Source organism: Salinicola lusitanus (assembly GCF_038648475.1).
Taxonomy (GTDB): Bacteria; Pseudomonadota; Gammaproteobacteria; order Pseudomonadales; family Halomonadaceae; genus Salinicola; species Salinicola lusitanus.
The window spans coordinates 3,719,882-3,741,100 of record NZ_CP151919.1 but is presented as its reverse complement, the minus strand read 5'-3'; the positions used below and the strand labels follow the sequence as shown (position 1 = coordinate 3,741,100).

The 21,219-nt window shown below is 62.7% G+C and carries 17 protein-coding genes and 1 tRNA gene; 15 read left to right on the top strand and 3 right to left on the bottom strand.

Going from position 1 to position 21,219, the window contains the following annotated elements; genetic code table 11:
- Nucleotides 1–563 precede the first annotated feature (563 nt).
- The 14 genes from AAGT95_RS16940 to AAGT95_RS16875 all read left to right on the top strand — a co-directional run bounded on the left by AAGT95_RS16940 (nucleotide 564) and on the right by AAGT95_RS16875 (nucleotide 17,126).
- Nucleotides 564–1,697 (top strand): polysaccharide export protein, encoded by a 1,134-nt coding sequence (locus tag AAGT95_RS16940; RefSeq protein WP_240612336.1) that lies wholly within the window; start codon nucleotides 564–566, stop codon nucleotides 1,695–1,697.
- Nucleotide 1,698: 1 nt separating this feature from the next.
- Entirely contained in the window at nucleotides 1,699–2,136 is a 438-nt protein-coding gene (locus AAGT95_RS16935; RefSeq protein ID WP_110599504.1) for a low molecular weight protein-tyrosine-phosphatase, read from the top strand.
- A 19-nt stretch (nucleotides 2,137–2,155) separates the two neighbouring features.
- On the top strand, nucleotides 2,156–4,360 hold the full coding sequence (locus AAGT95_RS16930; RefSeq protein ID WP_342594565.1) for a polysaccharide biosynthesis tyrosine autokinase: 2,205 nt from the start codon (nucleotides 2,156–2,158) through the stop codon (nucleotides 4,358–4,360).
- A 55-nt stretch (nucleotides 4,361–4,415) separates the two neighbouring features.
- Entirely contained in the window at nucleotides 4,416–5,759 is a 1,344-nt protein-coding gene (locus tag AAGT95_RS16925; protein WP_342594564.1) for a lipopolysaccharide biosynthesis protein, read from the top strand.
- Nucleotides 5,760–5,863: 104 nt separating this feature from the next.
- Complete coding sequence (locus tag AAGT95_RS16920; RefSeq protein WP_110708848.1) at nucleotides 5,864–7,024, top strand: hypothetical protein; 1,161 nt, start codon at nucleotides 5,864–5,866, stop codon at nucleotides 7,022–7,024.
- 4 nt (nucleotides 7,025–7,028) lie between these two features.
- Nucleotides 7,029–8,114, top strand: a complete 1,086-nt coding sequence (locus AAGT95_RS16915) for a glycosyltransferase family 4 protein (RefSeq protein WP_110599512.1) — start codon at nucleotides 7,029–7,031, stop codon at nucleotides 8,112–8,114.
- Nucleotides 8,107–9,324 carry a hypothetical protein gene (locus AAGT95_RS16910; RefSeq protein WP_342594563.1) on the top strand — a complete coding sequence of 406 codons (1,218 nt, stop codon included), beginning with the start codon at nucleotides 8,107–8,109 and terminating at the stop codon, nucleotides 9,322–9,324. Before AAGT95_RS16915 ends, AAGT95_RS16910 begins: the two co-directional genes overlap by 8 nt.
- On the top strand, nucleotides 9,324–10,169 hold the full coding sequence (gene kdsA / locus AAGT95_RS16905) for a 3-deoxy-8-phosphooctulonate synthase (RefSeq protein WP_342594562.1): 846 nt from the start codon (nucleotides 9,324–9,326) through the stop codon (nucleotides 10,167–10,169). The genes AAGT95_RS16910 and kdsA overlap by 1 nt, the downstream gene beginning before the upstream one ends.
- Before the next feature lie 20 nt (nucleotides 10,170–10,189).
- Complete coding sequence (locus tag AAGT95_RS16900; protein WP_342594561.1) at nucleotides 10,190–10,744, top strand: KdsC family phosphatase; 555 nt, start codon at nucleotides 10,190–10,192, stop codon at nucleotides 10,742–10,744.
- Between the two features lie 313 nt (nucleotides 10,745–11,057).
- A complete protein-coding gene (locus tag AAGT95_RS16895) occupies nucleotides 11,058–11,990 on the top strand; it encodes a KpsF/GutQ family sugar-phosphate isomerase (protein ID WP_110599521.1) in 933 nt (310 codons plus the stop codon).
- 169 nt (nucleotides 11,991–12,159) lie between these two features.
- Nucleotides 12,160–13,521, top strand: coding sequence for an undecaprenyl-phosphate glucose phosphotransferase (locus AAGT95_RS16890; protein ID WP_110599523.1), 1,362 nt, complete (start codon nucleotides 12,160–12,162; stop codon nucleotides 13,519–13,521).
- 134 nt (nucleotides 13,522–13,655) lie between these two features.
- Nucleotides 13,656–14,714 carry an acyltransferase gene (locus tag AAGT95_RS16885; protein ID WP_342594560.1) on the top strand — a complete coding sequence of 353 codons (1,059 nt, stop codon included), beginning with the start codon at nucleotides 13,656–13,658 and terminating at the stop codon, nucleotides 14,712–14,714.
- 123 nt (nucleotides 14,715–14,837) lie between these two features.
- Complete coding sequence (locus AAGT95_RS16880) at nucleotides 14,838–16,805, top strand: acyltransferase family protein (RefSeq protein ID WP_342594559.1); 1,968 nt, start codon at nucleotides 14,838–14,840, stop codon at nucleotides 16,803–16,805.
- Nucleotides 16,806–16,925: 120 nt separating this feature from the next.
- On the top strand, nucleotides 16,926–17,126 hold the full coding sequence (locus AAGT95_RS16875; protein WP_342594558.1) for a hypothetical protein: 201 nt from the start codon (nucleotides 16,926–16,928) through the stop codon (nucleotides 17,124–17,126).
- 80 nt (nucleotides 17,127–17,206) lie between these two features.
- Here the strand turns inward: AAGT95_RS16875 and AAGT95_RS16870 are convergent, their stop codons facing one another.
- The 3 genes from AAGT95_RS16870 to AAGT95_RS16860 all read right to left on the bottom strand — a co-directional run bounded on the left by AAGT95_RS16870 (nucleotide 17,207) and on the right by AAGT95_RS16860 (nucleotide 20,836).
- Entirely contained in the window at nucleotides 17,207–19,579 is a 2,373-nt protein-coding gene (locus AAGT95_RS16870) for a right-handed parallel beta-helix repeat-containing protein (protein ID WP_342594557.1), read from the bottom strand.
- A 163-nt stretch (nucleotides 19,580–19,742) separates the two neighbouring features.
- The gene (locus tag AAGT95_RS16865) at nucleotides 19,743–20,471 is read right to left on the bottom strand and encodes an LrgB family protein (protein ID WP_110599534.1); all 729 of its coding nucleotides are present in this window, start codon (nucleotides 20,469–20,471) and stop codon (nucleotides 19,743–19,745) included.
- Entirely contained in the window at nucleotides 20,468–20,836 is a 369-nt protein-coding gene (locus AAGT95_RS16860) for a CidA/LrgA family protein (protein WP_342594556.1), read from the bottom strand. Before AAGT95_RS16860 ends, AAGT95_RS16865 begins: the two co-directional genes overlap by 4 nt.
- 266 nt (nucleotides 20,837–21,102) lie before the next feature.
- Here AAGT95_RS16860 and AAGT95_RS16855 point away from each other — a divergent pair.
- A tRNA-Pro gene (locus AAGT95_RS16855) sits at nucleotides 21,103–21,179 on the top strand.
- Nucleotides 21,180–21,219: the final 40 nt, after the last annotated feature.

Here is a 21,219-nt window from a genome sequence, read left to right as displayed (position 1 = left end):
AGGTGGGTGTTTTCAGGATTCGGTATTGTTTCGATAGGTTTCCTGTGTCACTTGGCGTGTATTTCAAGACCTGAATGGTAATTTTCCGCTTTTACCGATACTTACGACTGTCGCGAATTCGTCACACCGGATCGTTATCAGTAGTGGCCGGATCCATGTGGATTCGTGGGATTCTTGGTTCTTGCACACTCTACGGCGCGGTTTTGTAACTCAAAGGTTAGGTATGTTGTTTGCTTTGAAAAGCTGGCACGTTATTGGCATTGGTTGATTTGCGAGGAGGCTGCGTCAAGGATTGCTCGACTTTCAATGTTGCGCATCGGTGATCGGCAGGCGTCGATGATGCGCGATTTTTTTCTATGGAAAACTCGACACGATAATCAGGGCTTCGGGGAATGCCGTTAAAATCCCGGGGCGGTAGCGTGTTTAAAAATTATTTTAAAAGCGGATGTCATTCACGGGTCATAGTAGTCAGGGCTTTATATGGACGAAATAAAGGGTGTTCGACAGGGATGATGAAAATTCGCGAAGGTTGCCGTCGCTCTATTTTCCGAGGGTGTTTGCCCGTGTTGGCGTTATCGCTGGTCGTTAGCGCCTCCGGCTGCGCCTTTGCGCCCGGGGGGCACATCGACTACGACACGGATTCCGCCCCTATCGATGATCTGGTCGATGTGGAGCCGATCACGCTGGGCCTGGTCCGGACACAGCAGGCGATGACGTCACTTCGGGGTGGGGGCGGCGACAAGGCCGACCTCCAGCGGGTGACGGCCGCTTCCCATGGTGACCCGGCGCTGGATGAGCGCTACGAGTATCACATCGGCATCGGTGACGTGCTGTCGATCATCGTCTACGACCACCCGGAGTTGACCATACCTGCCGGGAGCGAGCGGCCGACGGAGGACACGGGCAATACGGTCTACAGCGACGGCACGATCTTCTATCCCTATGTCGGACGTATCCAGGTGGCCGGCCGCACGGTAGAGGATGTCCGCTCCCAGCTTCAGCGCCGCCTGGCGACCTACGTCACCGAACCCCAGGTCGACGTCAAGGTCGTGGGCTTCAATTCTCAGAAGGTGTACGTCACCGGGCAGGTCGAGAATCCCGGGGTGATGCCCATCACCAACGTTCCGATGACGGTGCTGGATGCGATCAATCTCGGTGGTGGGCTCAATGGGGATGCCAACTGGCACGACGTGGTGCTGTCGAGAGGCAGCGTCGAAACGCATATCGACGTCTATTCGATGCTCCAGAATGGCGATATGCGCCAGAACCAGCTGCTTCGGGACGGGGATGTGCTTCATGTATCCGATATCGGCAGCCAGAAGGTCTTCGTCATGGGCGAAGTGATGGACCCGGTGACGCTGCCGATGGGGAATTCGCGCCTCTCGCTGACCGATGCGCTGTCCCAGGCAGGCGGAATGGACGAGACCCAGGCCAACGCAAAGGGCATTTTCGTGATCCGTCAATCCACGCCGGACAGTGGCAAGCTGGCCACGGTCTATCAGCTCGACGCACGCAATGCGACGGCGCTGGTGCTCGGGGCGCAGTTCATGCTGCAGCCCACCGATATCGTCTATGTCACCGCCGCGCCGCTGAGTCGTTGGAATCGGGTCATCAATCAGCTGACGCCGACGATCAGCTCCGTCTATCAGGTGACGCGAGCCACGCGTGACTTCGACGAACTTCGCGACGGCAACTGACATGTTCGATCGAATACTGGTGTTGTGCACCGGCAATATCTGCCGCAGCCCGGTGGCCGAGGCGCTGCTGAGGCAGCGATTCCCCGGCAGGCGGATCGACTCCGCGGGGCTGGGGGCGCTGGTCGGCGAGGGCGCGGAGCCCACGGCCCGGGAGCTGGCGGAGCGGGAAGGGCTGGATCTGTCCGCCCATGTCGCGCGGCAGGTCGATGTCGGCATGTTGCAGTCCGCCGACCTGATCCTGGTGATGTCCGATGGTCAGCGCCGGGCGGTGACGGAGCTTTATCCCGCCGCCAGTGGCAAGACGATGCTGGTCACCCGCTGGACCGGGGAGGGGGAGGTCCCCGATCCCTATCGCAAGAGTCGGAGCGCTTTCGAACACGTTCATCGTTTGCTGACACAAGCTGCAGATGCCTGGGTAGGCAAGTTGCCGGATCGCTGAAAGGATGCAAAAAACCCACATGACCACAAGCAACACATCGACGACATCGACAGCGAGTAACCACGAAGAGATAGACATTCGTCGGCTGCTGGGGATCTTGCTGGATCACAAGAAATGGGTGATGGCGAGCGTTCTGGGCTTCGCGTTGATCGGCATCCTGTATGCCAGCCTGGCGACACCCATCTATCGAGCCGACGCCCTGGTGCAGATCGAGAGTGACTCGCCGGGCAACAATCCGCTCCAAGAGGTTTCGAGCTTGCTGGGCGAGAAGCCGCCGACGCTTTCGGAGATCGAGATCATCCGGTCGCGGATGGTGCTGGGCCAGGCGGTCGACCTGCTCAATCTCGACATCAACGTGGCGCCGGTTACCCTGCCGATCATCGGGGCCTTCCTGGAGCGTCAAGGCGTCGGGCGACCCGGGTTCGCCAACGGTTGGGGCTATGCGTTCAGCGGCGAGACCATCGCCGTCAGCGAGATGCCGATGGCCGATGCCTATCTCGGCAAGACGTTCACCCTGGAGGTCGAGGACAGTTACACCTACCGTCTGCGGGATGCCGACGGGGAATCGCTGGGGTCGGGCAAGGTCGGGCAGTTGAGTACCTTCCTGAACGGTGACGTCGCCATGCGGGTCACCTCGATCCAGGCGCCAGCCGGTGCCGAGTTCACCGTCCAGCACGTGCCTCGACTGGCAGCCATCAATGGCTTGCGGGGGCGCTTCGAGGTCGGGGAGGCGGGCAGCGAGACGGGGATTCTCAGCTGGAGCCTGACCGGTCCGGATCCGGATGCCGCCAAGAAGACACTCAATACGATCGCCGACATCTACTACTCGCAGAACGTTCAACGGCAATCGGAAGAGGCGCGCAAGAGCCTGGAGTTCCTCAACACTCAGGTGCCGCAGATCCGTAGCCAGTTGAACGAATCGGAGGAGAAGCTCAACGAGTATCGCGAGTCCAAGGATAGCGTCGACCTCTCGCTGGAGACGAAATCGGTCCTCGAGCGGATCGTGAATCTGGAGTCCCAGTTGAATGAACTGGAGATGAGCGAGGCTGAGATCTCGCAGCGCTTCACCAAGAGTCACCCGACCTATCAGGCGCTGCTGGAGAAGAAGGCGCAGCTCCAGCGCGAGCGGGACAACCTCGACAAGCAGGTCAAGGGGTTGCCGGAGACGCAGCAGGAGATACTGCGGCTGCAGCGGGACGTCGAAGTGACCAACGAGATCTACGTGCAACTGCTCAACAAGGTGCAGGAGACCAAGATCGCCGAGGCCAGCACGGTGGGTAACGTGCGGATTCTGGATGGCGCCGAAGTCCTGCCGGCCCCGGTGGCACCGAACAAGCCGCTGCTGGTCGCCGTTGCCATCATCGTTGGCCTGATCGTCGGGGTTGCCGCCGTCTTCCTCAGGGCGCTGTTCAACCGCGGTATCGAAACCCAGGAGCAGATCGAGGATCTGGGGCTGCCGGTCTACGCCACCATTCCGCTGTCGGACGAGCAGGGCAAGCTGAATCGACGCGTGAAGCGTTCCGGCAAGGAGTACGCCCGCAGCTACCCCAGCGGCCTGCTGGCCGCCCGTAATCCCGCCGATGTCTCGGTCGAGGCGCTGCGCGGGCTGCGGACCAGTCTTCACTTCGCCATGCTCGAGGCGGGCAACAATCGGCTGATGATCACCGGGCCCAGCCCAGGCGTGGGCAAGAGCTTCGTCAGCGTCAATCTGGCGACGGTGTGTGCCCAGGCGGGGCAGCGCGTGCTCGTCGTCGACGCCGACATGCGCAAGGGGCAGATCCACAGCGCCTTCGGTGCCGCTTCCGAGAACGGGCTGAGCGACGTGCTGTCCGGCAAGCAGGGACTCGAGGAGGTGATTCGACCGGTCGACAAGGTCGACAATCTCTATTACGTCGCCCGTGGCATGGCGCCGCCGAATCCTTCCGAACTGCTGATGACGTCGCGCTTCAGCGACTTCCTGGCCCAGGTCAGCGAACGCTTCGACCTGGTCATCGTCGACTCCCCGCCGATTCTCGCGGTGACCGACGCGGCCATCATCGGCAAGCAGATGGGCACCACGCTGATGCTCGCCCGTTTCCAGACCAACCCGGTCAAGGAGCTGGAGTTGGCCATCAGCCGGCTGAGGACCGCGGGCGTCGAGCCGCGCGGAGCCATCTTCAATGCCGTGGAGCGCAAGGCCGCCACCGAGTACGGCTACGGCTACTACCACTACAGCTACAAATGATGGCCATCCGACCGTTCGAATCCAGGCGGATTGATCCGACTCCAGGACTATCCTCATGACGCTTTCTCTGCTGGGCGGCAGACACGCCCGGATCGTTTCGCGGTTGCGTGGCGAGCTGTTCGTCAACCTCTGTCGCACCTTCGCCGCCCGGGGCATCGCCGCGCTGGGGACGATCCTGCTGGGTGTCGTCCTGGGGCGCCTCTACGGTGCCCAGGGAGTCGGGGTCTTCGCGCTGGCCCAGAGCGTCATCTTCGGTGCGGGCATCATCGCCTGTTACGGCCTCAACGGGTCGCTGATGCGCTACATCAGCCAGGACAACGCCAGCCCTTACATCATGCGCTACCTGCGCTGGGCACTGGTGCGGGCGGGCTGGCTGAGCCTGCTCCTGGGGAGCGGGATCGGCCTGCTGCACCGCCAGATCGCCGAGGCCTTCGGTTCGCCCGAGCTCTCGTCGCTGCTGATCAGCATCGCGGTGGCGACGCCGGCCTTCACGCTCTCGTTCGTGCTGGCGGGGTTCCTGAAAGGCGTCCACATGCCGGCCAGGGCGAGCCTGCAGGAGAACGGCTCGATATCGCTGCTGGCCGCGCTCTGCATCCTGGCCACGGTTGTCGTCACCGACTCCCGCTCGCTGCCGCAGGCCGGTTGGGCATTCTGCCTGTCGGCCTGGCTGGTATGCCTGCAGGGGGCTCTCCAGATGGTGCTGTGGTTGCGCCGTCATCCCGCGGTGCAGCACGCCGACGGGGAGGACGCCGAGGCGCCGCCTGGCCGCGCTGAGTTCTTCGCCACCGCGCAGAGTTTCATCGTGCTCAACCTGTCGATGTTTCTCCAGCAGGTAGTGGCGATGCTGATTGCCGGGGCGCTGCTGAGTCACGCCGATCTGGGGCTGTTCAAGTCCGCCGAGCGGGTCGGCATGGTCATCAGCTTCATTCTGCTGGTCATCAATGCGGTCTTCCCGCCGCGCTTCGCGCAGCTGTTCCATCGTGGCGAGCACGAGGCGCTGGGGCGACTGGCCCGACAGAGCTCGATGGTCGCGGCGGGCATGGCAACGCCGCTGGCGATCGTCTGCTTGCTCTTCCCTGAGTGGGTGCTGGGCTGGTTCGGGCCGGAGTTCCGCGAGGCGGCGAGCCTGTTGCGTATCGTCGTGGTCGGCCATCTCGTCAATGTGTCGTTCGGCTCGGTGGGTTTCCTGCTGACGATGACGGGGCGCGAGAAGGTGATGCGCAATATCTCGCTGGTCTGCAGCGCTCTGGGGCTGCTGGCGTTCGTGGTGCTGATTCCGCTGTGGGGGGCGGTCGGTGCCGCAATCTCCCTCGCCATGGTGCTGGGGATGCAGAACCTGGTCGCGGCATGTTTCGTCTGGCGTCGGATGGGCATCGTCATGCTGCCGATCCGGCGCTGAACCACCGCGGATGCCGGGGGCGGGCAGTCTCCGGCTCGGCACCCTACCTTGATCGAAATCGCAGGCCACGGATTGCCGTCGGCGGTTAATGGATAGCGAGAGACATGCTGGTAATCAACGCCAAACGGCTGTTCGTGGCGATGGCGATCGTTTTCGCCATCGCGCTACCGAAATCGGGGGTCGCCGTGGGCGGCATCCCCCTCAATACCATCTATCTGCTGATCTGCTTCTCGTTCCCGATCCTGTTCATCAAGGCGATCCTGGGGACGGGCCAGCTGGGCCGCCAGGATCGCTACTCGATCTACATCTGGTTGCTGATGCCGTTCTGGGCGTTGTTCCTGACGGTGACGCTACTCAATGGCATTGCCAGCGTCGGGATCTACTTCGGCTACATCATGGCGCTGATCGTGGTGCCGATCTTCTTCTACGTATGGTCGAAAAGGCTGTCGGCGGAGAACGTACGCTATCTGCTGGTCTGCCTGCGCAACTGCACTCGGTTCGCGGTCGCCTTCGGTCTCTTTCTTTTCGTTCTCAAGATCGGAACCGGGCAATATTTCTCCATCCCCGCGCTGACCACGACCTTCGGTGCCGAGCGGACGCTCGAGGCCCGGATGAACGACCGCGGCGGAATCTACAAGCTGTTCTCGACCTACAACAACGGCAATATCTACGCGGTCTGCATGATCATGCTGCTGCCGGTCTACGCCGTCATCGAGAAGAACCGGTTGTGGCTTCTGGCGCTGATGCTGACGATCATGTTGACGCTGTCGCGCACCGCCTGGGCACTGTTGCTGATCTACTGCGCGTTCGAGTACCTGATCTTCAACAAGGCGATATCGGTCAAGAAACTGATCGTGATCTGTCTGGCAGTGTGCCTGGTGGTGCCGGGCATCATCGGATTGCTGGGCATGATGGGCAAGGACGTCACGTTCCTCTTCGACAGCAATCTGGGCGGCCGGGCGGCTTATCTGGAGTACTTCTTCGATGCCGGCCTGATCTCCAGTACGCCGATCTACTGGTCCTACGAGATCCCCTACGTCTCCATCGCGGAGTTCGTCGGCCTGATTGGATTGATCCCCTTTCTGATGTTCTTCGCCAACATCGTGATGGCGCGGAGCCTCTTCGACGCGACCCGGCCGATCAGTCGCGCCGCTTCGATCGGATGCGTGATGTATTGGGTGGCGACGTTCTCCGATGCCGCGCTGGTGCTGGTTCCCACCTTCATCATCTATTGCCTGCTGGTGATGCTCTCTTTCAGCGAGTGAATTCATGAAAATCATGCATGTGTGCGAGACGGTGACCGGCGGCATCGCCACGTACCTCAACAACGTGGTGGCGGAGCAGGCGCGACGCCCGGAAGTCGAGGCCGTGTCGGTGTTGCTGCCGCTCACCCAGCTCGAGGAGATCAACCTGGGCGACATCGACGGGCTGCAGGGCAAGATCCATATCGTCGGGTTCGAGGGAGCGGGCCGGATCCAGCGACTGAAACATCTTGCGCTGCGTCTGCGCGGCGCGGTGTCCCAGGCGCGCCCCGATGTGGTGCATGTTCATAGTACCTTCGCCGGTTTTCTCTGCCGCACGTTGCCGGTCTCTTTCCACGGCGCCAAGTTGATCTATCAGCCGCATGGGGTCGCGTTCGATCCGCATCGCATCTCCGGCCTCAAGAAACATGGCATCCAGTGGGTGGAGCGAGTGTTGTATCGACGCACCGATGGTGTCGTCGCCATCTCGGAGTATGAGCGCGCACTGCTGGAAGCGGCCGGGATGGGGGACAAGACGCTGCTGATCAAGAACTGTGTGCGCGATACCCGGGAAGCGATCGGCGACGAGCGCAAGGAGGACTTCTATCTGTTCATCGGGCGCTTCGATCGTCAGAAGGGATTCGACCAGCTCCACGCATTCTGGGGCGAGGATCGCCCGCTGCTGAAGATAGTCGGCGGCAACGTCGTCGATTCCGATGCCACGTTCACCCCCCGCGACAACATGGAATTTCTCGGGTGGCAGGACAACACCGCCCTCGACGGGCTGATCGCGCGGGCCAAGGCGCTGATCGTCCCCAGCCGTTGGGAGGGATTCGGGCTGGTAGTCCTGGAGGCATACCGCAACGCCACGCCGGTGATCTGCTCGAATCGCGGTGCTCTGCCCGAGCTGGTGAGTCATGGCGAGACCGGCTTCGTCTTCGACTTCGACGACTTCCCGGCCTCTCTCTGCGCGGCGATGACGGCCTTCGACCACTGCGACCGACAGGCGATGGGGCGGCGCTGTCGTGAGCGCTACGAGCGGGATTTCTCGCCGGCCAGCATGAATGCCGAACTCTTGAAACTCTACCAGCCTAGTGGGCAGTGCTATGTATAGTCAGGTTCTGATCAACATCTCCAATCCCGAGGATTACCGCTTCTTCAAGCGCGTCTTCGCCGCTCCCGGCGCCGGGGGTTGTCGTGTCGAGTTCGTGGCCAACAACCTGATCATGTATGTCTACCTGACGCTGAAGCGCGAGACGGTGTTCATGCCGCGTTGGGGCCGCGGCCGTACCTGCCGCGAGAACAACTTCAGCATCCTGACCGGCCGCCTGACCCACGCGCAGGCCGACAGGGTCTACTCCGGTTTCGCGGAGTTCATCGAACGCGAGCAACCCAAGCGCCAGTGGGATCTCTATATCCTGCCGAGTGGGCGCCTCGCGTCGCAGTCGGCACTGGCCGATCACGCCCGAGTCAACGGCATCGACGTGCTCTACACCGGCTACGGCAATATCGGCAACAAGACCTTCGCGGATCCGCAGGGTACCGACATGCAGTCCTATCTCTACGAGCATGTGGAGGTGCTCGACGAGTACCCGGTCGATCTCGACGCCTTTCGCCGGTGGAAGCGCGAGTACACCGCCGCACGCATGAAGCGGCACGTGATAGGGCAGGCGCGGAAGCTCGATTTCAAGACCGCGTTCCAGAAGTTCGTTCAGGTGGTGGGGTGCCGCCTCGAGGCGATCCTGGGTTACGCCGGCGAGAACGCCTACGGCTTCGACGAGCTCAGCAAGCTCCGCAAGGCGGATGAGGTCGCCCTCGACGAAATGGATTGGGAAACGCCCTACCTGTTCTTCCCGATGCAGGTGAGTACCGATGCCCAGATCATCCTGAACTATCACAAGAACAGCGTGATCGACGGTCTCAAGGAGGCGATCGCGATGGCCAGGGAGAAGGGGCTGAGGCTGGTGGTCAAGCCACATCCGGCGGAGATCAACCAGGCCATCCCGTCGATTCTGGCCGGGCTGCGGGCGGAGCACGGTTTCCTCATCGTCAACGAGAACACCTTCCAGTTACTGGACCGGGCGGTCGAGGTGGTGACGATCAACTCCACGGTGGGTCTCGAGGCCAAGCTGCTGGACAAGAAGGTGACGTTCCTGGGCAATACCTTCTACGCGCACTTCAGCGAGCGTCGTCTGGCGGCCTACATCGATCACTACCTGGTGAACGAGGACTACTTTCAGGAGACTCCCTTCAGCGAGGCGAATTTCGTTAAGCTAATGGACCGCGCAAGATTGCATTCAATGGATAGAAGTGAGGTGGCTTGATGAAATCCGTATCGGTCGGCGGACTGGCAGTGGCCAACGACGCGCCTTTCACGCTGTTTGGCGGCATCAACGTGCTGGAGGACCTCGACAGCACCTTGAGGGCCTGCGAAGCCTATGTCGAAGTGACCGGAAAACTGGGGATTCCCTACGTGTTCAAGGCCTCTTTCGACAAGGCCAACCGTTCCTCGATTCACTCCTTCCGCGGCGTCGGTCTCGACCAGGGGCTGAAAATCTTCGAGGCGGTCAAGCGCGAATTCGACGTGCCCGTGATCACCGACGTGCACGAGGTGGCGCAGGCCCAGCCCGTCGCCGAGGTCGCCGACGTGATCCAGCTGCCGGCATTTCTGGCCCGCCAGACGGACCTCGTCGTTGCCATGGCGAGGACCGGCAAGCCGATCAACATCAAGAAACCGCAGTTCCTGAGCCCGGGGCAGGTCAAGAATATCGTCGACAAGTGCGCCGAAGCGGGCAACGAACAGGTGATCCTGTGTGAACGCGGCAGCTGCTTCGGCTACGACAATCTGGTCGTCGACATGCTGGGCTTTCGCGAGATGATGAACGTCAGCGGCAACGCGCCGGTGATCTTCGACGTGACCCACAGCCTGCAGCGTCGGGATCCGACCAGCGAGGCCTCGGGCGGGCGTCGTCGTCAGGCTCTCGAACTCGCCCGCGCCGGGATGGCCGTGGGGCTGGGCGGGCTGTTCCTCGAGTCGCATCCCGACCCCGACAATGCGCGCTGCGATGGCCCCAGCGCGCTGCCGCTCGACAAGCTGGAACCGTTCCTGGCCCAGATCAAGGCGGTGGACGATCTGGTCAAGAGCCTGCCCCCCGTCGAGATCGACTGATGGAAAGACGGGATCGATCGATGACTCGCCCGGATCTTCGTGACCAGATCGAGCTCGTGCTGTTCGATGTCGATGGCGTGCTGACCGACGGCACGCTGTTGATCGGCCCGGAGGGTGAAGCGCTCAAGCCTTTCAACGTACGTGACGGCGTCGCGATCGGGCTGCTGCGACAGCACGGCATCAAGAGCGGCGTGCTGTCGGCCAAATCGAGCCAGCCACTGCTGACGCGAGCTACCCAGTTGGGCATGGACGTGATCAAGATCGGCTTCAGTCGCAAGCTCGAAGCCATCCAGCAGATCGCCGAGGAGCAGGGCATCGCCGCCGAGCGTATCGCATTCGCCGGGGACGACATCATCGACATCCCGGTGATGCGGGAGGTCGCTGTGGCCTACGCCCCGGCCGATGCCCACCCCCTGGTTCTCGAGGCCGCCGACCATGTGATGAAGACCGCGGGCGGCCGCGGTGTCGCCCGCGAGATCGCCGAGGACTTGCTCCTGGCGCGGGGCCTCGACCTGGCCGGTATGTATGCACATATGCTGGGAGATGACGACGCGCTGCGTCGCCTGGTCCAGTAGCACTCCGACGGGAGCGCGCCCGCTTGCGCCTCCCGCCATGCCTCAAGGCACCGGACTCCCCCTCCGGTGCCCGAGTCACCGACCGCCCGGTCGGTGACCCTGACGAGGCCTGGGTCCTCGATCCCTGAAACCCTCAGGTGTCGGAGGCACGGCCCTCGACTCTCGATCCTATCGACATCTTCTTATCGCGAAGTCGCGCGTCCGCGCGCGCTCGAATCATGGGCCCAGATGCCGTCGGTGCGGCGTCATCGGTCCGCCGTCGGCAGTCGGCCGGTTCGGTCTGACAGCTACCCGTGTCAGGGAGGAGCAGTGAATGAATCTGGAATATCTGGAAACGGCACGACAGGTCTTCGTCAAGGAAGCCGAATCGCTTCTGGAGGTTTCCCGCAAGCTCGACAACGACCTGAGCGCCGCCATCGACGCCATCCTGCAGACCCCGGGGCGGGTGATCGTCTGCGGAATGGGTAAGTCCGGGATCGTCGGTCGCAAGATAGCGGCGACGCTGGCGAGTACCGGCAGTCCGAGCTTCTTCATGCATCCAGGGGAGGCCTACCACGGCGACCTGGGCATGGTGACGCCCCACGACGTCTTCCTGGCGATCTCCAATTCCGGAGAGACGGAGGAGGTCGTCAAGCTGATCCCGTATCTCAAGGATAACGGCAACTATCTGGTCGGCATGACCGGTAACCGGGGCTCGACGCTGGCGCGCGCTTCCCACAGTCATCTCGATATCGGTGTCGTCGAGGAGGCTTGTCCGCTGCAGCTGGCGCCGACATCGTCGACCACCGCCACGCTGGCGATGGGGGACGCGCTGGCGGTGACGCTGATGAAGGCGCGGGACTTCCAGCCCGAGAACTTCGCCCGATTCCACCCGGGGGGCTCGCTCGGGCGCCGCCTGCTGAGCCGGGTCGAGCACGAGATGCACAGCGACAACCTGCCGGTGGTCAAGGCGGAGGCGGAGGTGCTCGATGTGATCCAGGCGATGTCGCGCGGACAGTTGGGGATGGCGGTGGTCCAGCACAACGACAGTTGGGGCGTCATCACCGATGGTGACATTCGCCGTGCCATCGAGAAATACGGCGAATACGTCTTCTCCAAGAAGGCCTATGACTTCATGACGCCGCAGGCGTCGCGAATTGCTCCAACGGCCCGCGTCGAGGACGCGTTGGTGATGATGGAGTCCAAGAAGATCAATGCCCTGCTGGTCTTCGACAGCGACCGACTGGTGGGGGTTTTCCAGAAATAGCGGGCGGTTCGGGAGACTGTCCGCCGAAACCCGAGCGTGATTTCCCCGAACGCTTTCAAGGATGGATCTCGACGACGGAGTGTGAAATGACCTTCAAGGATGAGGTCCGGCAACCGTTTTCAACAACAGCTATGTCAAGGGTCATCAGGATGGTATCGGGAGAACGAATATGAAGAGTCTGAATCCTGTCAGGCGGTTGGCACCGTTGATCGACGTCATGGCGATTCTGCTGGCGGGGATTCTCGCCAACGGGATCCGGTTCCAGACGACGCAGCTGGAGAGCGTCAACAAGCTGGTCCTGATCGTGATGGCGCTGGCCGTGGTGCTGATCAACCTGTCGGGTGGCGGTTACAGCAAGTGGCGCTCCACCCGGCTGCGCAGCCGGATCTATCGGCTGCTATGGGTATGGGCCGCGGTATTCGCGGCGGTGAGCATCCTGATGTTCCTGCTCAAGCTGTCGGACGAAGTCTCCCGCCAGTGGCTGGTGTTCACCTTCATGCTGTCATTCTGCCTGGTCGCCGCCTCCCGGGCGCTGCTGATGATGCTGACGATGTACCACAACGGCAGCATTCGCAATCGACGCAAGGTGTTCCTGGTCGGACCTGAGGAGAATCTGCTCGATGTGGCGCGTTCGTTGCGTCGGCATCAGGAGCAGGGGTATGCGATCGCCGGTGTCTGTCGCGGGCGTGTGCTGCGGGCGGAGAAGGCGCCACGCAACCTGGCTCGCCGGGTGGAGAAGTCGGGTGCCCATGAGGTGTGGATCTGTCTGTCGGTCTCCGAGGGCGAGCATGTCAAGGCGATCATGTACAACCTTCGCCACCTGCCGTTGGAGATTCGCTTCATCCCTCATTTTGCCGACATCCCGCTGCTCAACCATCGCGTCAGCCATATCGCCGGCACCCATGCCATCGATCTGAGCGTCAGCCCGATTGCCGGCAGTGCACTCTGGGTCAAGCGGCTCGAGGATATCGTCATCGGCGGGCTGATCCTGCTGCTGATCGCGCCGGTCTGTGCGGCTTGCGCCATCGCCGTCAAGTTTTCCTCCCCCGGCCCGGTGCTGTTCAAGCAGCTGCGTACCGGCGCCAACGGTCAGGACGTTCAGGTCTACAAGTTTCGCTCGATGAAACTGCATCAGGAGGAGAACGGCCAGGTCGCCCAGGCGACGCGGCGGGATCCTCGAATCACGCGGGTCGGCGCGTTTCTGCGCCGTACCTCGCTGGATGAGTTGCCGCAGTTCATCAACGTGATTCAGGGACGCATGTCGATCGTCGGCCCGCGGCCCCACGCCCTGGCGCACAACGAGTACTACAAGGATCTGGTCGAGTCGTACATGCAGCGGCACATGGTGAAACCGGGAATTACCGGCTGGGCCCAGGTTCGAGGTTTCCGCGGTGAGACCGATACGCTGGACAAGATGCAGCACCGCGTCGAGCACGACCTCTGGTACATCAACAACTGGTCCCTGCTGCTGGACCTCAAGATCATCTTCCTGACGGTCTTCAAGGGCTTCACCGGCAACAACGCTTACTGATCCCCCTGTGTCCGGCCGCCGTCGGCGGCCGCAGATCTCTCACATCAAACGCGATCCCACCGCTGCCTTCATCCGCTATGACGTCGGCGGGGCAGGTGTGGCGCGCTTCAACCCAATGCCCAAGGAAAGCTCTCGTGGAACAGACGACGGCAGCACGCTATCGATGGATCGATCTCGTCAGAGGGACGGCGGTCGTCCTGGTGATCGTGCTTCACTCCCAGTACGGGATTTCGATCCGCTATGACGGACTCTGGTCCTGGCTCCCGCTGATGTCGGAATACCTGGCGCCGTTCAGGATGCCGGTGCTGATGTTCCTGTCGGGACTGATGGTGGCGCGGTCGCTCCAGAAAGGGCCGCGCCGGTTCTTTACCGGCAAGCTGAAGAACATCGCTCATCCCTACGTGGTGTGGACCCTGGTCGCCTTCGTGCTCTATTCGCTGCGCTGGGTGCTGATGAACGAACCCATGCCGGATGAGCTGTTTCCGCTGCTGATCCTGCCCTACAACTATCTCTGGTTCCTGTACTGCCTCTTCATCTACTACATCCTCGCTTTCTTCCTGTTCAAGTTGAGTGCCAAGGGCGCGGTCGCGGTGACGTTGTTCGGCTATCTGCTCTATTTCTATCTGGCCCAGCACCTGGCGCCGGACTGGCTGCTGGTGCCGGACGACGACGGCCGGATGGTGCCGACGCTACCGACCAAGATCGTCTTCTATGCGGTCTTCTTCATGCTCGGCGGCTGGTTGGGCGAAAATCTGAGCAGATTCGCCGAGGGTCTCGCGCGGCTGAATCCGATGGTGGTCTGGCTGCTGGTGGCGATCTGCCTGGCGGGCTACCTGCTGCCGCTCCATCCGTTCTCACCGGTCTATCTGCTGATCTCCCTGGCATCGCTGGTGCCGCTGGCGCGTCTCGCCATGCTCGGTTGGGTGCAGCGCTGCACGACGCTGCTGCAGTGGTGCGGGCGCCAGTCGATCGTACTTTTCGTGGCCCACATGCCGATCATCCTGGTGGTCGTCACGGTCCTGTCGAAAGCGATGCCCGACTCGAATGCCAACCTGGTGTTCGCGCTGCTCTTCGCCGTGACCTTCGCCTGCTGCTGTGTTCTGGCGCGGATGTCTCAGCGCTGGGCCGCGGTCAGGTTCCTGTTCGCCTACAACCTGAAGGGGCGCCAGGTCCGGGTCGGGAGCCGGGCCTGACGCCCCTCGGCCCAGGGGGTGATCCAGAGGGCCGCCGTCGGCGGCGAGGGTTTGAAAAGTGCTTTCCGCCGGACATTCGCCGTCCCGCGGGAAAGTACTTAGGGAATGGAAAGGAGCCATTCGTTGGGCAAGGAACGTAAGTATCTCTACGAGATTCAGGGGTTGCGGGCCGTCGCGGCCCTGATGGTCGCTGTCTATCACATCTGGATTCAACGCGTCTCGGGCGGCGTCGACGTCTTCTTCGTGGTTGCCGCCTTCTTCGTCGTGGGATCGCTGATACGTCGGGTGCCGCTGTCGTTGGCCGACGTGCTGGATTACTACGGCAAGACGCTGCGCCGGCTGCTCCCGAGCGCGGCGCTGGTGGTGTGCACGACGATTCTGCTGTCGATGTGGTTGATGCCGGACTCGATGTGGCGCAATCAGATCAAGCATGCAATGGCATCGATGCTGTTTCTGGAGAACTGGTCGCTGGCGTTGACCGCCACCGACTATCTCCAGCAGGGGGCACCGCCGTCGCCGTTCCAGCAGCTCTGGGCACTGGCGGTTCAGGTGCAGTTCTATTTCGCGTTTCCGCTGCTGCTCTGGGCAGGGTTGAAGCTAGATGCACGCCGTGGGCGTCGGGACAACCACGCCTGCGTGCTGTTGCTGATGGCGGTCACCGTCCTGTCGCTCTGCTACAGCATCTACATTACCGAGAAGAATCAATCCTGGGCCTATTTCGACACCTTTGCCCGGGCCTGGGAGTTCGCCCTCGGTGGGCTGCTCGCGCTCGGGGTGTCGCGGATCTCGCTGTCACCGCCCGCTGCGAAGGTCCTGGGCTGGATCTCGCTGGTCGTGCTGACGACCTTCGCCCTGTTTCTCGACGTTTCGACCCTGTTCCCCGGCGTCGTCGCCCTGGTGCCGGTGCTTGCCGCGGTCGGAATCGTCATCGCGGCGCGGAATCGGTGCGACATGAGGTTGCTGAACAACCGGTTCGTCGTCTGGTTTGGCGACATGTCGTTTTCGTTCTATCTCTGGCACTGGCCGCTGCTCTCGTTCTATCGCTATGTCACCGGAGAGTTCGACGTTGGCCTCCTCCCGGGGCTGGCAATCATCGGCGGGGCCGGCGTGCTCGCCTTCCTGACGACATGGGGCCTCGAGACGCCGGTGCGGCGCTCGCCGCTGCTGTCTCGCCGCCGCATTAACACCTATGGCGCCTGCGTGCTGTTGATGGCGTTTCCGCTTGCCTCGTTGGCAATGTGGTATCAGGACTATCAAGGACGTAGCGCGGCAGCCAGATCGGAACTCGCGACCTTCCTGCGCGCGCCCGACGTTCCCGATCACGATCTCCAGCCGTCGACTCTGATCGCCAGCCTGGATCTGCCCGCTTCCTCGTTCGATGGTTGCCATCAGAACTATCTGCAGCCCGAGGTCCGGGAGTGTACCTATGGCGATCCGGAAGCGGACTACACGGTCGTGCTCGCGGGCGGCTCCCATGCCCAGCACTGGTTGGCAGCGCTGAAGGTCGCAGCGGAGCGTGAGGCGTTCCGGTTGATCTCGATGACCAAGGGGGCCTGTATGCTATCGACCGATCCGCACGCCCGCTATCAGGTCAACCCTTCCTGTCTGGCATGGAATCGCGAGGCACTCGAGCGCCTCGGCGAGTTGCAACCCGACCTGGTATTCACCACGGCGACTCGGGGGCAGGGGGCGGAGGAGCGCGTGCCAAAGGGATACCGACAAGCCTGGCAGCGGTTGGCCGACGACGACATCGACGTGCTCGCGATTCGCGACAACCCCTGGTACGGCTTCGACGTGCCCAAGTGCGTCGACCTCCAGGATAATCCGAGCGTGGCGTGTTCCATCCCCAGGCGCTCGGTATTGAAGGCGCAATCGCCCACCGGCGAGGTTCACCTGCCGAACGTCCAGTTCGCCGACCTGAGCGATCTCTTCTGCGACGACCAGCGCTGCTCGCCGCTGCGGGACAACGTATTGGTCTACCGCGACGACCATCACATTACCAACACGTTCTCCCATCTGGCGGCAGATCGCATCATCGCGGCGCTGCATCGGGCGGAGTCGACATTCGACGACTCTCCTCGAGGGCGCTGAAACATCTGAGCACCGGCGGGTTACCGCCGGCGCGTCATCCGGTGCTGGCGAGCCGCCCTCGTGCCCGAGCTCCACAGTGCACGCCCCTCATCGATCCCATCAGCCGCAGGAGAGTGTGTCATGCCGAGTCGACGTCAAGTGCTGGCCGCGGGGCTGGGCGGCCTGGCGATCATCGCCATGCCGTCCCTGGCCGTGGGAGCCAGCCAGCGATCATCCAAGTCATCGTCGAGGTTACCGGACCCGGCAGGGCGGGTTCAGGAAACCCCGCCCCAGGGTGAGATCCGTCTGCGTCAGGCGGAGGGACTTATCGTGCTGGGCTAGCCCGACATCTCGTAAGGTGGCAAGTGGGCCAGGCTGAAGAGAAACGGTTCGCGAGCGTGGCGACGCTACCGAGGCCCGGCTCAGCGCGGGCGGGTCGCCTTGAGACCAACGCGTAGCCCGCGGTAGCGTGCGATGCCCTCGTTCTGATCGGTCTCGACGTCGACGGGGGAAAAGCTCAGGTCCCGGTTGTTCAGGGCTTCCCACTGGAGCGCCGCGCCACCGGATCGCTGGTTGATATTCAGTGCCACCAGCCGGCTCCCGGCTGTCACCAGGTTGCCGTGGAGGCGGAAGGCGTGGCCGGGCGAGCGGCCCGAACGGCGGGCGTCGCCGATCAGGATCGAGGTGTCGACGCCAGGCACGTCGATTCGACACTCGATGATGTCGACGATGGTCACGCCCCCGTAGGCGCGCGCCTGAGCCAGCAGCGGTATCACTCCCGACGGCTGTTCGACCGTCGATTCGATGACCCCGCCTTGCCAGCGGGCGTAACTTGCCCCGTTGGGGCCGATGGCGACGAGGGTGTCGCCGTCCGACGCCGGTTTGGTGAATGTGAAGCGGTTATCCTGCAAGTACTGTTCCCGCGCGTTGCTGTGCGCGCGCAGATCCATCACGACGTTATGGTGATTGACGTTGCGGTAGGTGACGTTGACCCAGGAGTCGACCGCCACCAGGCCAAAGCCTTCCCCCTCGTAGACGAAAGATCCGGTATCCAGCACCACATCCTGTTCGAAATCCGGATCCTCGAATCCCGCCAGGCGCCTGAATAGCGTCTTCCCCAGCCCCGGCTTGAAACGCTTCGTCGCGTAGCGCTCGCGCAGCCGTGCCGCTTCGGCGGTCTGCCGCGCATGGAAGTTCTTGATCACGTTGCCGCGGGTCGCGTAGAAGATCGAGATGCCGAAATTGCCGGCATTGACCGAATGGATGCCATCGAACAGGCAGTAGGTGCAGCCTTCGAAATCGAACGCCGTATCACTCACATCCCGGGCGCTGCAGCCGAAGATCTTGACGTTGTGGGCGTTGTTGAAATAGATCGCGCCGTTGGAGCGGGTGCAATGGACGTCGCTGATGTAGCCGTCGCGCAGGCGCCGCATCCAGCGTAGTTCGCCTCCCTTGCCGGGCCTGGCCGATCCTCCCCAGCCGGAAATGTTGCAGTAGTCCATGCGCACATGGGCGATGCTGAAGTCGCTCACGAAGTTGAGCCGCACGGCCACGGCTGCCTTGCCGTCTCCAGGGGTATAGCTGTAACGATCGGCGCCCCCGGTGAGATGGCTGATGCGAATGCCCTGGTTGAGATCGTCCGGGGTGTCGGGATCGAAGCCCGCGATGACGGCGTTGTCGGTGGTGGGATCGTCCTCGTGCGCCAGCGAATAGCGGCGGTTGAGCTCCAGTTCGTGGAAGAACTTGATGCCGCCGCAGCGGACGTGATGATTGTCGTGGTAGTCGACGCCGCGCACGCAGACCAGGGTGGCCGCGGCGCTGGCGAAGTCGCTGGCCTCGAAGGTCAGCCCCCGCAGCTCGATGTCGTGGCTGAAGCCGAGGTCGACATCGCCGGCGGGGCGCCCCTCGGCCCAGGCTGCCACCACATGGGGTTCGCGCAGCCAGAACAGGCCGTCGCGAAAAGAGGCGCCGACGTAGTCGCTGACGATGCGACTGTTGGCGAGCGCGCCATCGCCGATGATGCGCGTGCCGGAACAGAGCCGAATCCGCTGACTGCCGACGTAGAGACCGCGACCTGCGGGCAGGCTGGGCAGGTACTTGGTGCGGTAGGGCGTCTTGTCGAGGGTTTCCTGAAGCCAGGCCGATTCGTCCGTGCCGGCGCGACCATCGTCACCGTGGCCGTAATCGGCGCGGAATCCCACCTTGAGCAGATGGACGTCGTGACTGTAATGCTGATACGCCGCGCCATCATCCGCCCACAGCGTGAAATGGTGATGACCGGCGCGCTCGTCGCGCTCGGCATCGCCAGCCAGCCAGGCTCGTTGACCGGCGCGTGACGGGTCGTCCCGGGCCACGCAACGTTTCAGCTCGACATCGACCTCGTCGGCCAGGTCATGGTGGAACCGGCGGCAGATGACTGCGCAACCGTCGGGTACGCGATTTGCGGGCCAGCGCCTGAGGGTGTCGACCGAGTCTACGACCAGCAGGCGCTGATCGAGCGCCTCGGTCAGGGACTGTTGGCCAGAGGCGGAGTGAACCTCTCCCTGATCGAAGAACTGCGTGTTCAGGCGCTGGTGGCTGTCGTCACTCCGAACCTCGATTCGATAGTGTCCGTTGGGCGCCGCGAACTGGATCTGGCCGTCGTCACCCGCGGAGAAAGGGTTGTCGAGCGGGTCGCCAGCGGCGTCGCGGAGCGTCGCCAGTGGATCGCCATCCTCGAGGGAATAGACGGTGACCCGGGCGTGGGGGATGACTCGGCCGTCGGTACCTTGGGCAAAGAAGGTCTTCAATTCCATATCGTCGTGCACCTGAGCCTAATCCGTTAGTCGCATTATCCGGGCTCGACGTGGACGACGCCTTAGCGAAGCGTTGTTCTTTTGTAAGAGGGATGAGGCATCGGGTAAGTCTTCGGAAAGGCGCTGGCCGACGAATCAGGAAAGGCCGGTTCGACGGGGTGGATCAGAGCCCGAGCAGATGGACCAGCGGAGGCAGCAGGAACGCGGTGGTCAATCCAGAGACCCCCATCGCCAGGCCGGAGAACGCGCCGGCAACCGCGCCCACCGAGGCAAAGCAGTAGGCCGTGCCGAAGCCGTGGGCCGCCAGCCCCATGGAATATCCCTGAATCGTGGGATCGGTAATGCGGGTCAGGCGAAAGATCCAGGGGCCGACGATGCAGCCGATGACGCCGGTGATGAGGACGAGCCCCGCGGTCAGCGACGGAATGCCTCCCAGTTTCTCGGCGATGCCCATGGCGATCGGTGAGGTGACCGATTTCGGTGCCAGCGAGAGTACCGTTTCGGTGTTGGCACCCAGGGCCATGGCGACCCCCACGGCGGAGATCACCGCCGTGGCCACGCCGGTGATCGTGCCGATGACGATAGGCCGGAGCATTCGGCGCACCCGCTCCCGATGGTCGTAGAGCGGAATGGCCAGGGCCACGGTGGCCGGCCCCAGCAGGAAATGCAGAAACTGGGCGCCCTGGAAGTAGGTGGCATAGTCCGTGCCGGTGAACAGCAGAAAGCCGATCAGCAGCGCGATGGTGACGATGACGGGGTGCAGCAGCGGGGTGCCGCCTGCCCAGCGGTTGATATAGGTGGCGAGAATGAAGGCCAGCAGCGTGGCGAAGAGGTGCAGCAGGGGGGAGGCGGAGAGGTAGACCCATATCTGCTCGAGCCCGAGAGTGTTCATGCCTCGTTCTCCTTGGCGGGTTGGCGCTGGCGGGCGGTGCGCTGGAGGATCTGGCTGGTCACGAGAATCGTCACCGAGGTCGAGGCGATCAGGGTGGCGATCAGAATCCAGATCTCCTGGCGAATCAGGCCGAAGTGCTGGATCAAGCCGACGCCGGCAGGCACGAACAGCAGCGTGAGGTACTTGAGCAGGCCTTCGCCCATCACCCTCAGGCTGGCGGGGACGCTGCCGCGGATCAGCAGGCCGATCAACAGCACCAGCATGCCCAGGACCGGCCCGGGAACCGGCAGGGAGAGCGCCCGGCTGAAGACTTCTCCCAGGAACTGGCAGCCGAGCAGAATGCACATACCGATGATCAACGACATGATGCCACCTTGTTAGACTTTGGTCTCGATATCGGCGAATTATACCCATGGCTGGCCATGGAGACGAGGCCTACGCTCAGCGCCTCCATCCCGCCAGGCGCGTATCACAGCCACCGCGATGGCCTTGCTGCCGCGCCTGGCTTGTGTCGAGGAGGTTTTCGCAACCGATTGAAAAAAAAGCCTTAAGAAGCGCTTTTAATTTGCGGGGACGCAAGGTAGTATACGCAGCGTTTCACGGGGACTGCCGCTGGTGGCCCTGTCGAAATCGGAGCGTGGCGCAGCTTGGTAGCGCGCTGCAATGGGGTTGCAGAGGTCGCAGGTTCGAATCCTGTCGCTCCGACCAAAGTTGCAAGAAAAACCGCCACTTACGGGTAATACCGAGT

Bases quoted from the DNA above. Each gene is read 5' to 3' on its own strand.
- AAGT95_RS16935 (WP_110599504.1), top strand. From the start codon at position 1,699: ATGTTCGATCGAATACTGGTGTTGTGCACCGGCAATATCTGCCGCAGC.
- AAGT95_RS16930 (WP_342594565.1), top strand. From the start codon at position 2,156: ATGACCACAAGCAACACATCGACGACATCGACAGCGAGTAACCACGAA.
- AAGT95_RS16925 (WP_342594564.1), top strand. From the start codon at position 4,416: ATGACGCTTTCTCTGCTGGGCGGCAGACACGCCCGGATCGTTTCGCGG.
- AAGT95_RS16920 (WP_110708848.1), top strand. From the start codon at position 5,864: ATGCTGGTAATCAACGCCAAACGGCTGTTCGTGGCGATGGCGATCGTT.
- AAGT95_RS16915 (WP_110599512.1), top strand. From the start codon at position 7,029: ATGAAAATCATGCATGTGTGCGAGACGGTGACCGGCGGCATCGCCACG.
- AAGT95_RS16910 (WP_342594563.1), top strand. From the start codon at position 8,107: ATGTATAGTCAGGTTCTGATCAACATCTCCAATCCCGAGGATTACCGC.
- kdsA (WP_342594562.1), top strand. From the start codon at position 9,324: ATGAAATCCGTATCGGTCGGCGGACTGGCAGTGGCCAACGACGCGCCT.
- AAGT95_RS16900 (WP_342594561.1), top strand. From the start codon at position 10,190: ATGACTCGCCCGGATCTTCGTGACCAGATCGAGCTCGTGCTGTTCGAT.
- AAGT95_RS16895 (WP_110599521.1), top strand. From the start codon at position 11,058: ATGAATCTGGAATATCTGGAAACGGCACGACAGGTCTTCGTCAAGGAA.
- AAGT95_RS16890 (WP_110599523.1), top strand. From the start codon at position 12,160: ATGAAGAGTCTGAATCCTGTCAGGCGGTTGGCACCGTTGATCGACGTC.
- AAGT95_RS16875 (WP_342594558.1), top strand. From the start codon at position 16,926: ATGCCGAGTCGACGTCAAGTGCTGGCCGCGGGGCTGGGCGGCCTGGCG.
- AAGT95_RS16870 (WP_342594557.1), bottom strand. From the start codon at position 19,579: ATGGAATTGAAGACCTTCTTTGCCCAAGGTACCGACGGCCGAGTCATC.
- AAGT95_RS16865 (WP_110599534.1), bottom strand. From the start codon at position 20,471: ATGAACACTCTCGGGCTCGAGCAGATATGGGTCTACCTCTCCGCCTCC.
- AAGT95_RS16860 (WP_342594556.1), bottom strand. From the start codon at position 20,836: ATGTCGTTGATCATCGGTATGTGCATTCTGCTCGGCTGCCAGTTCCTG.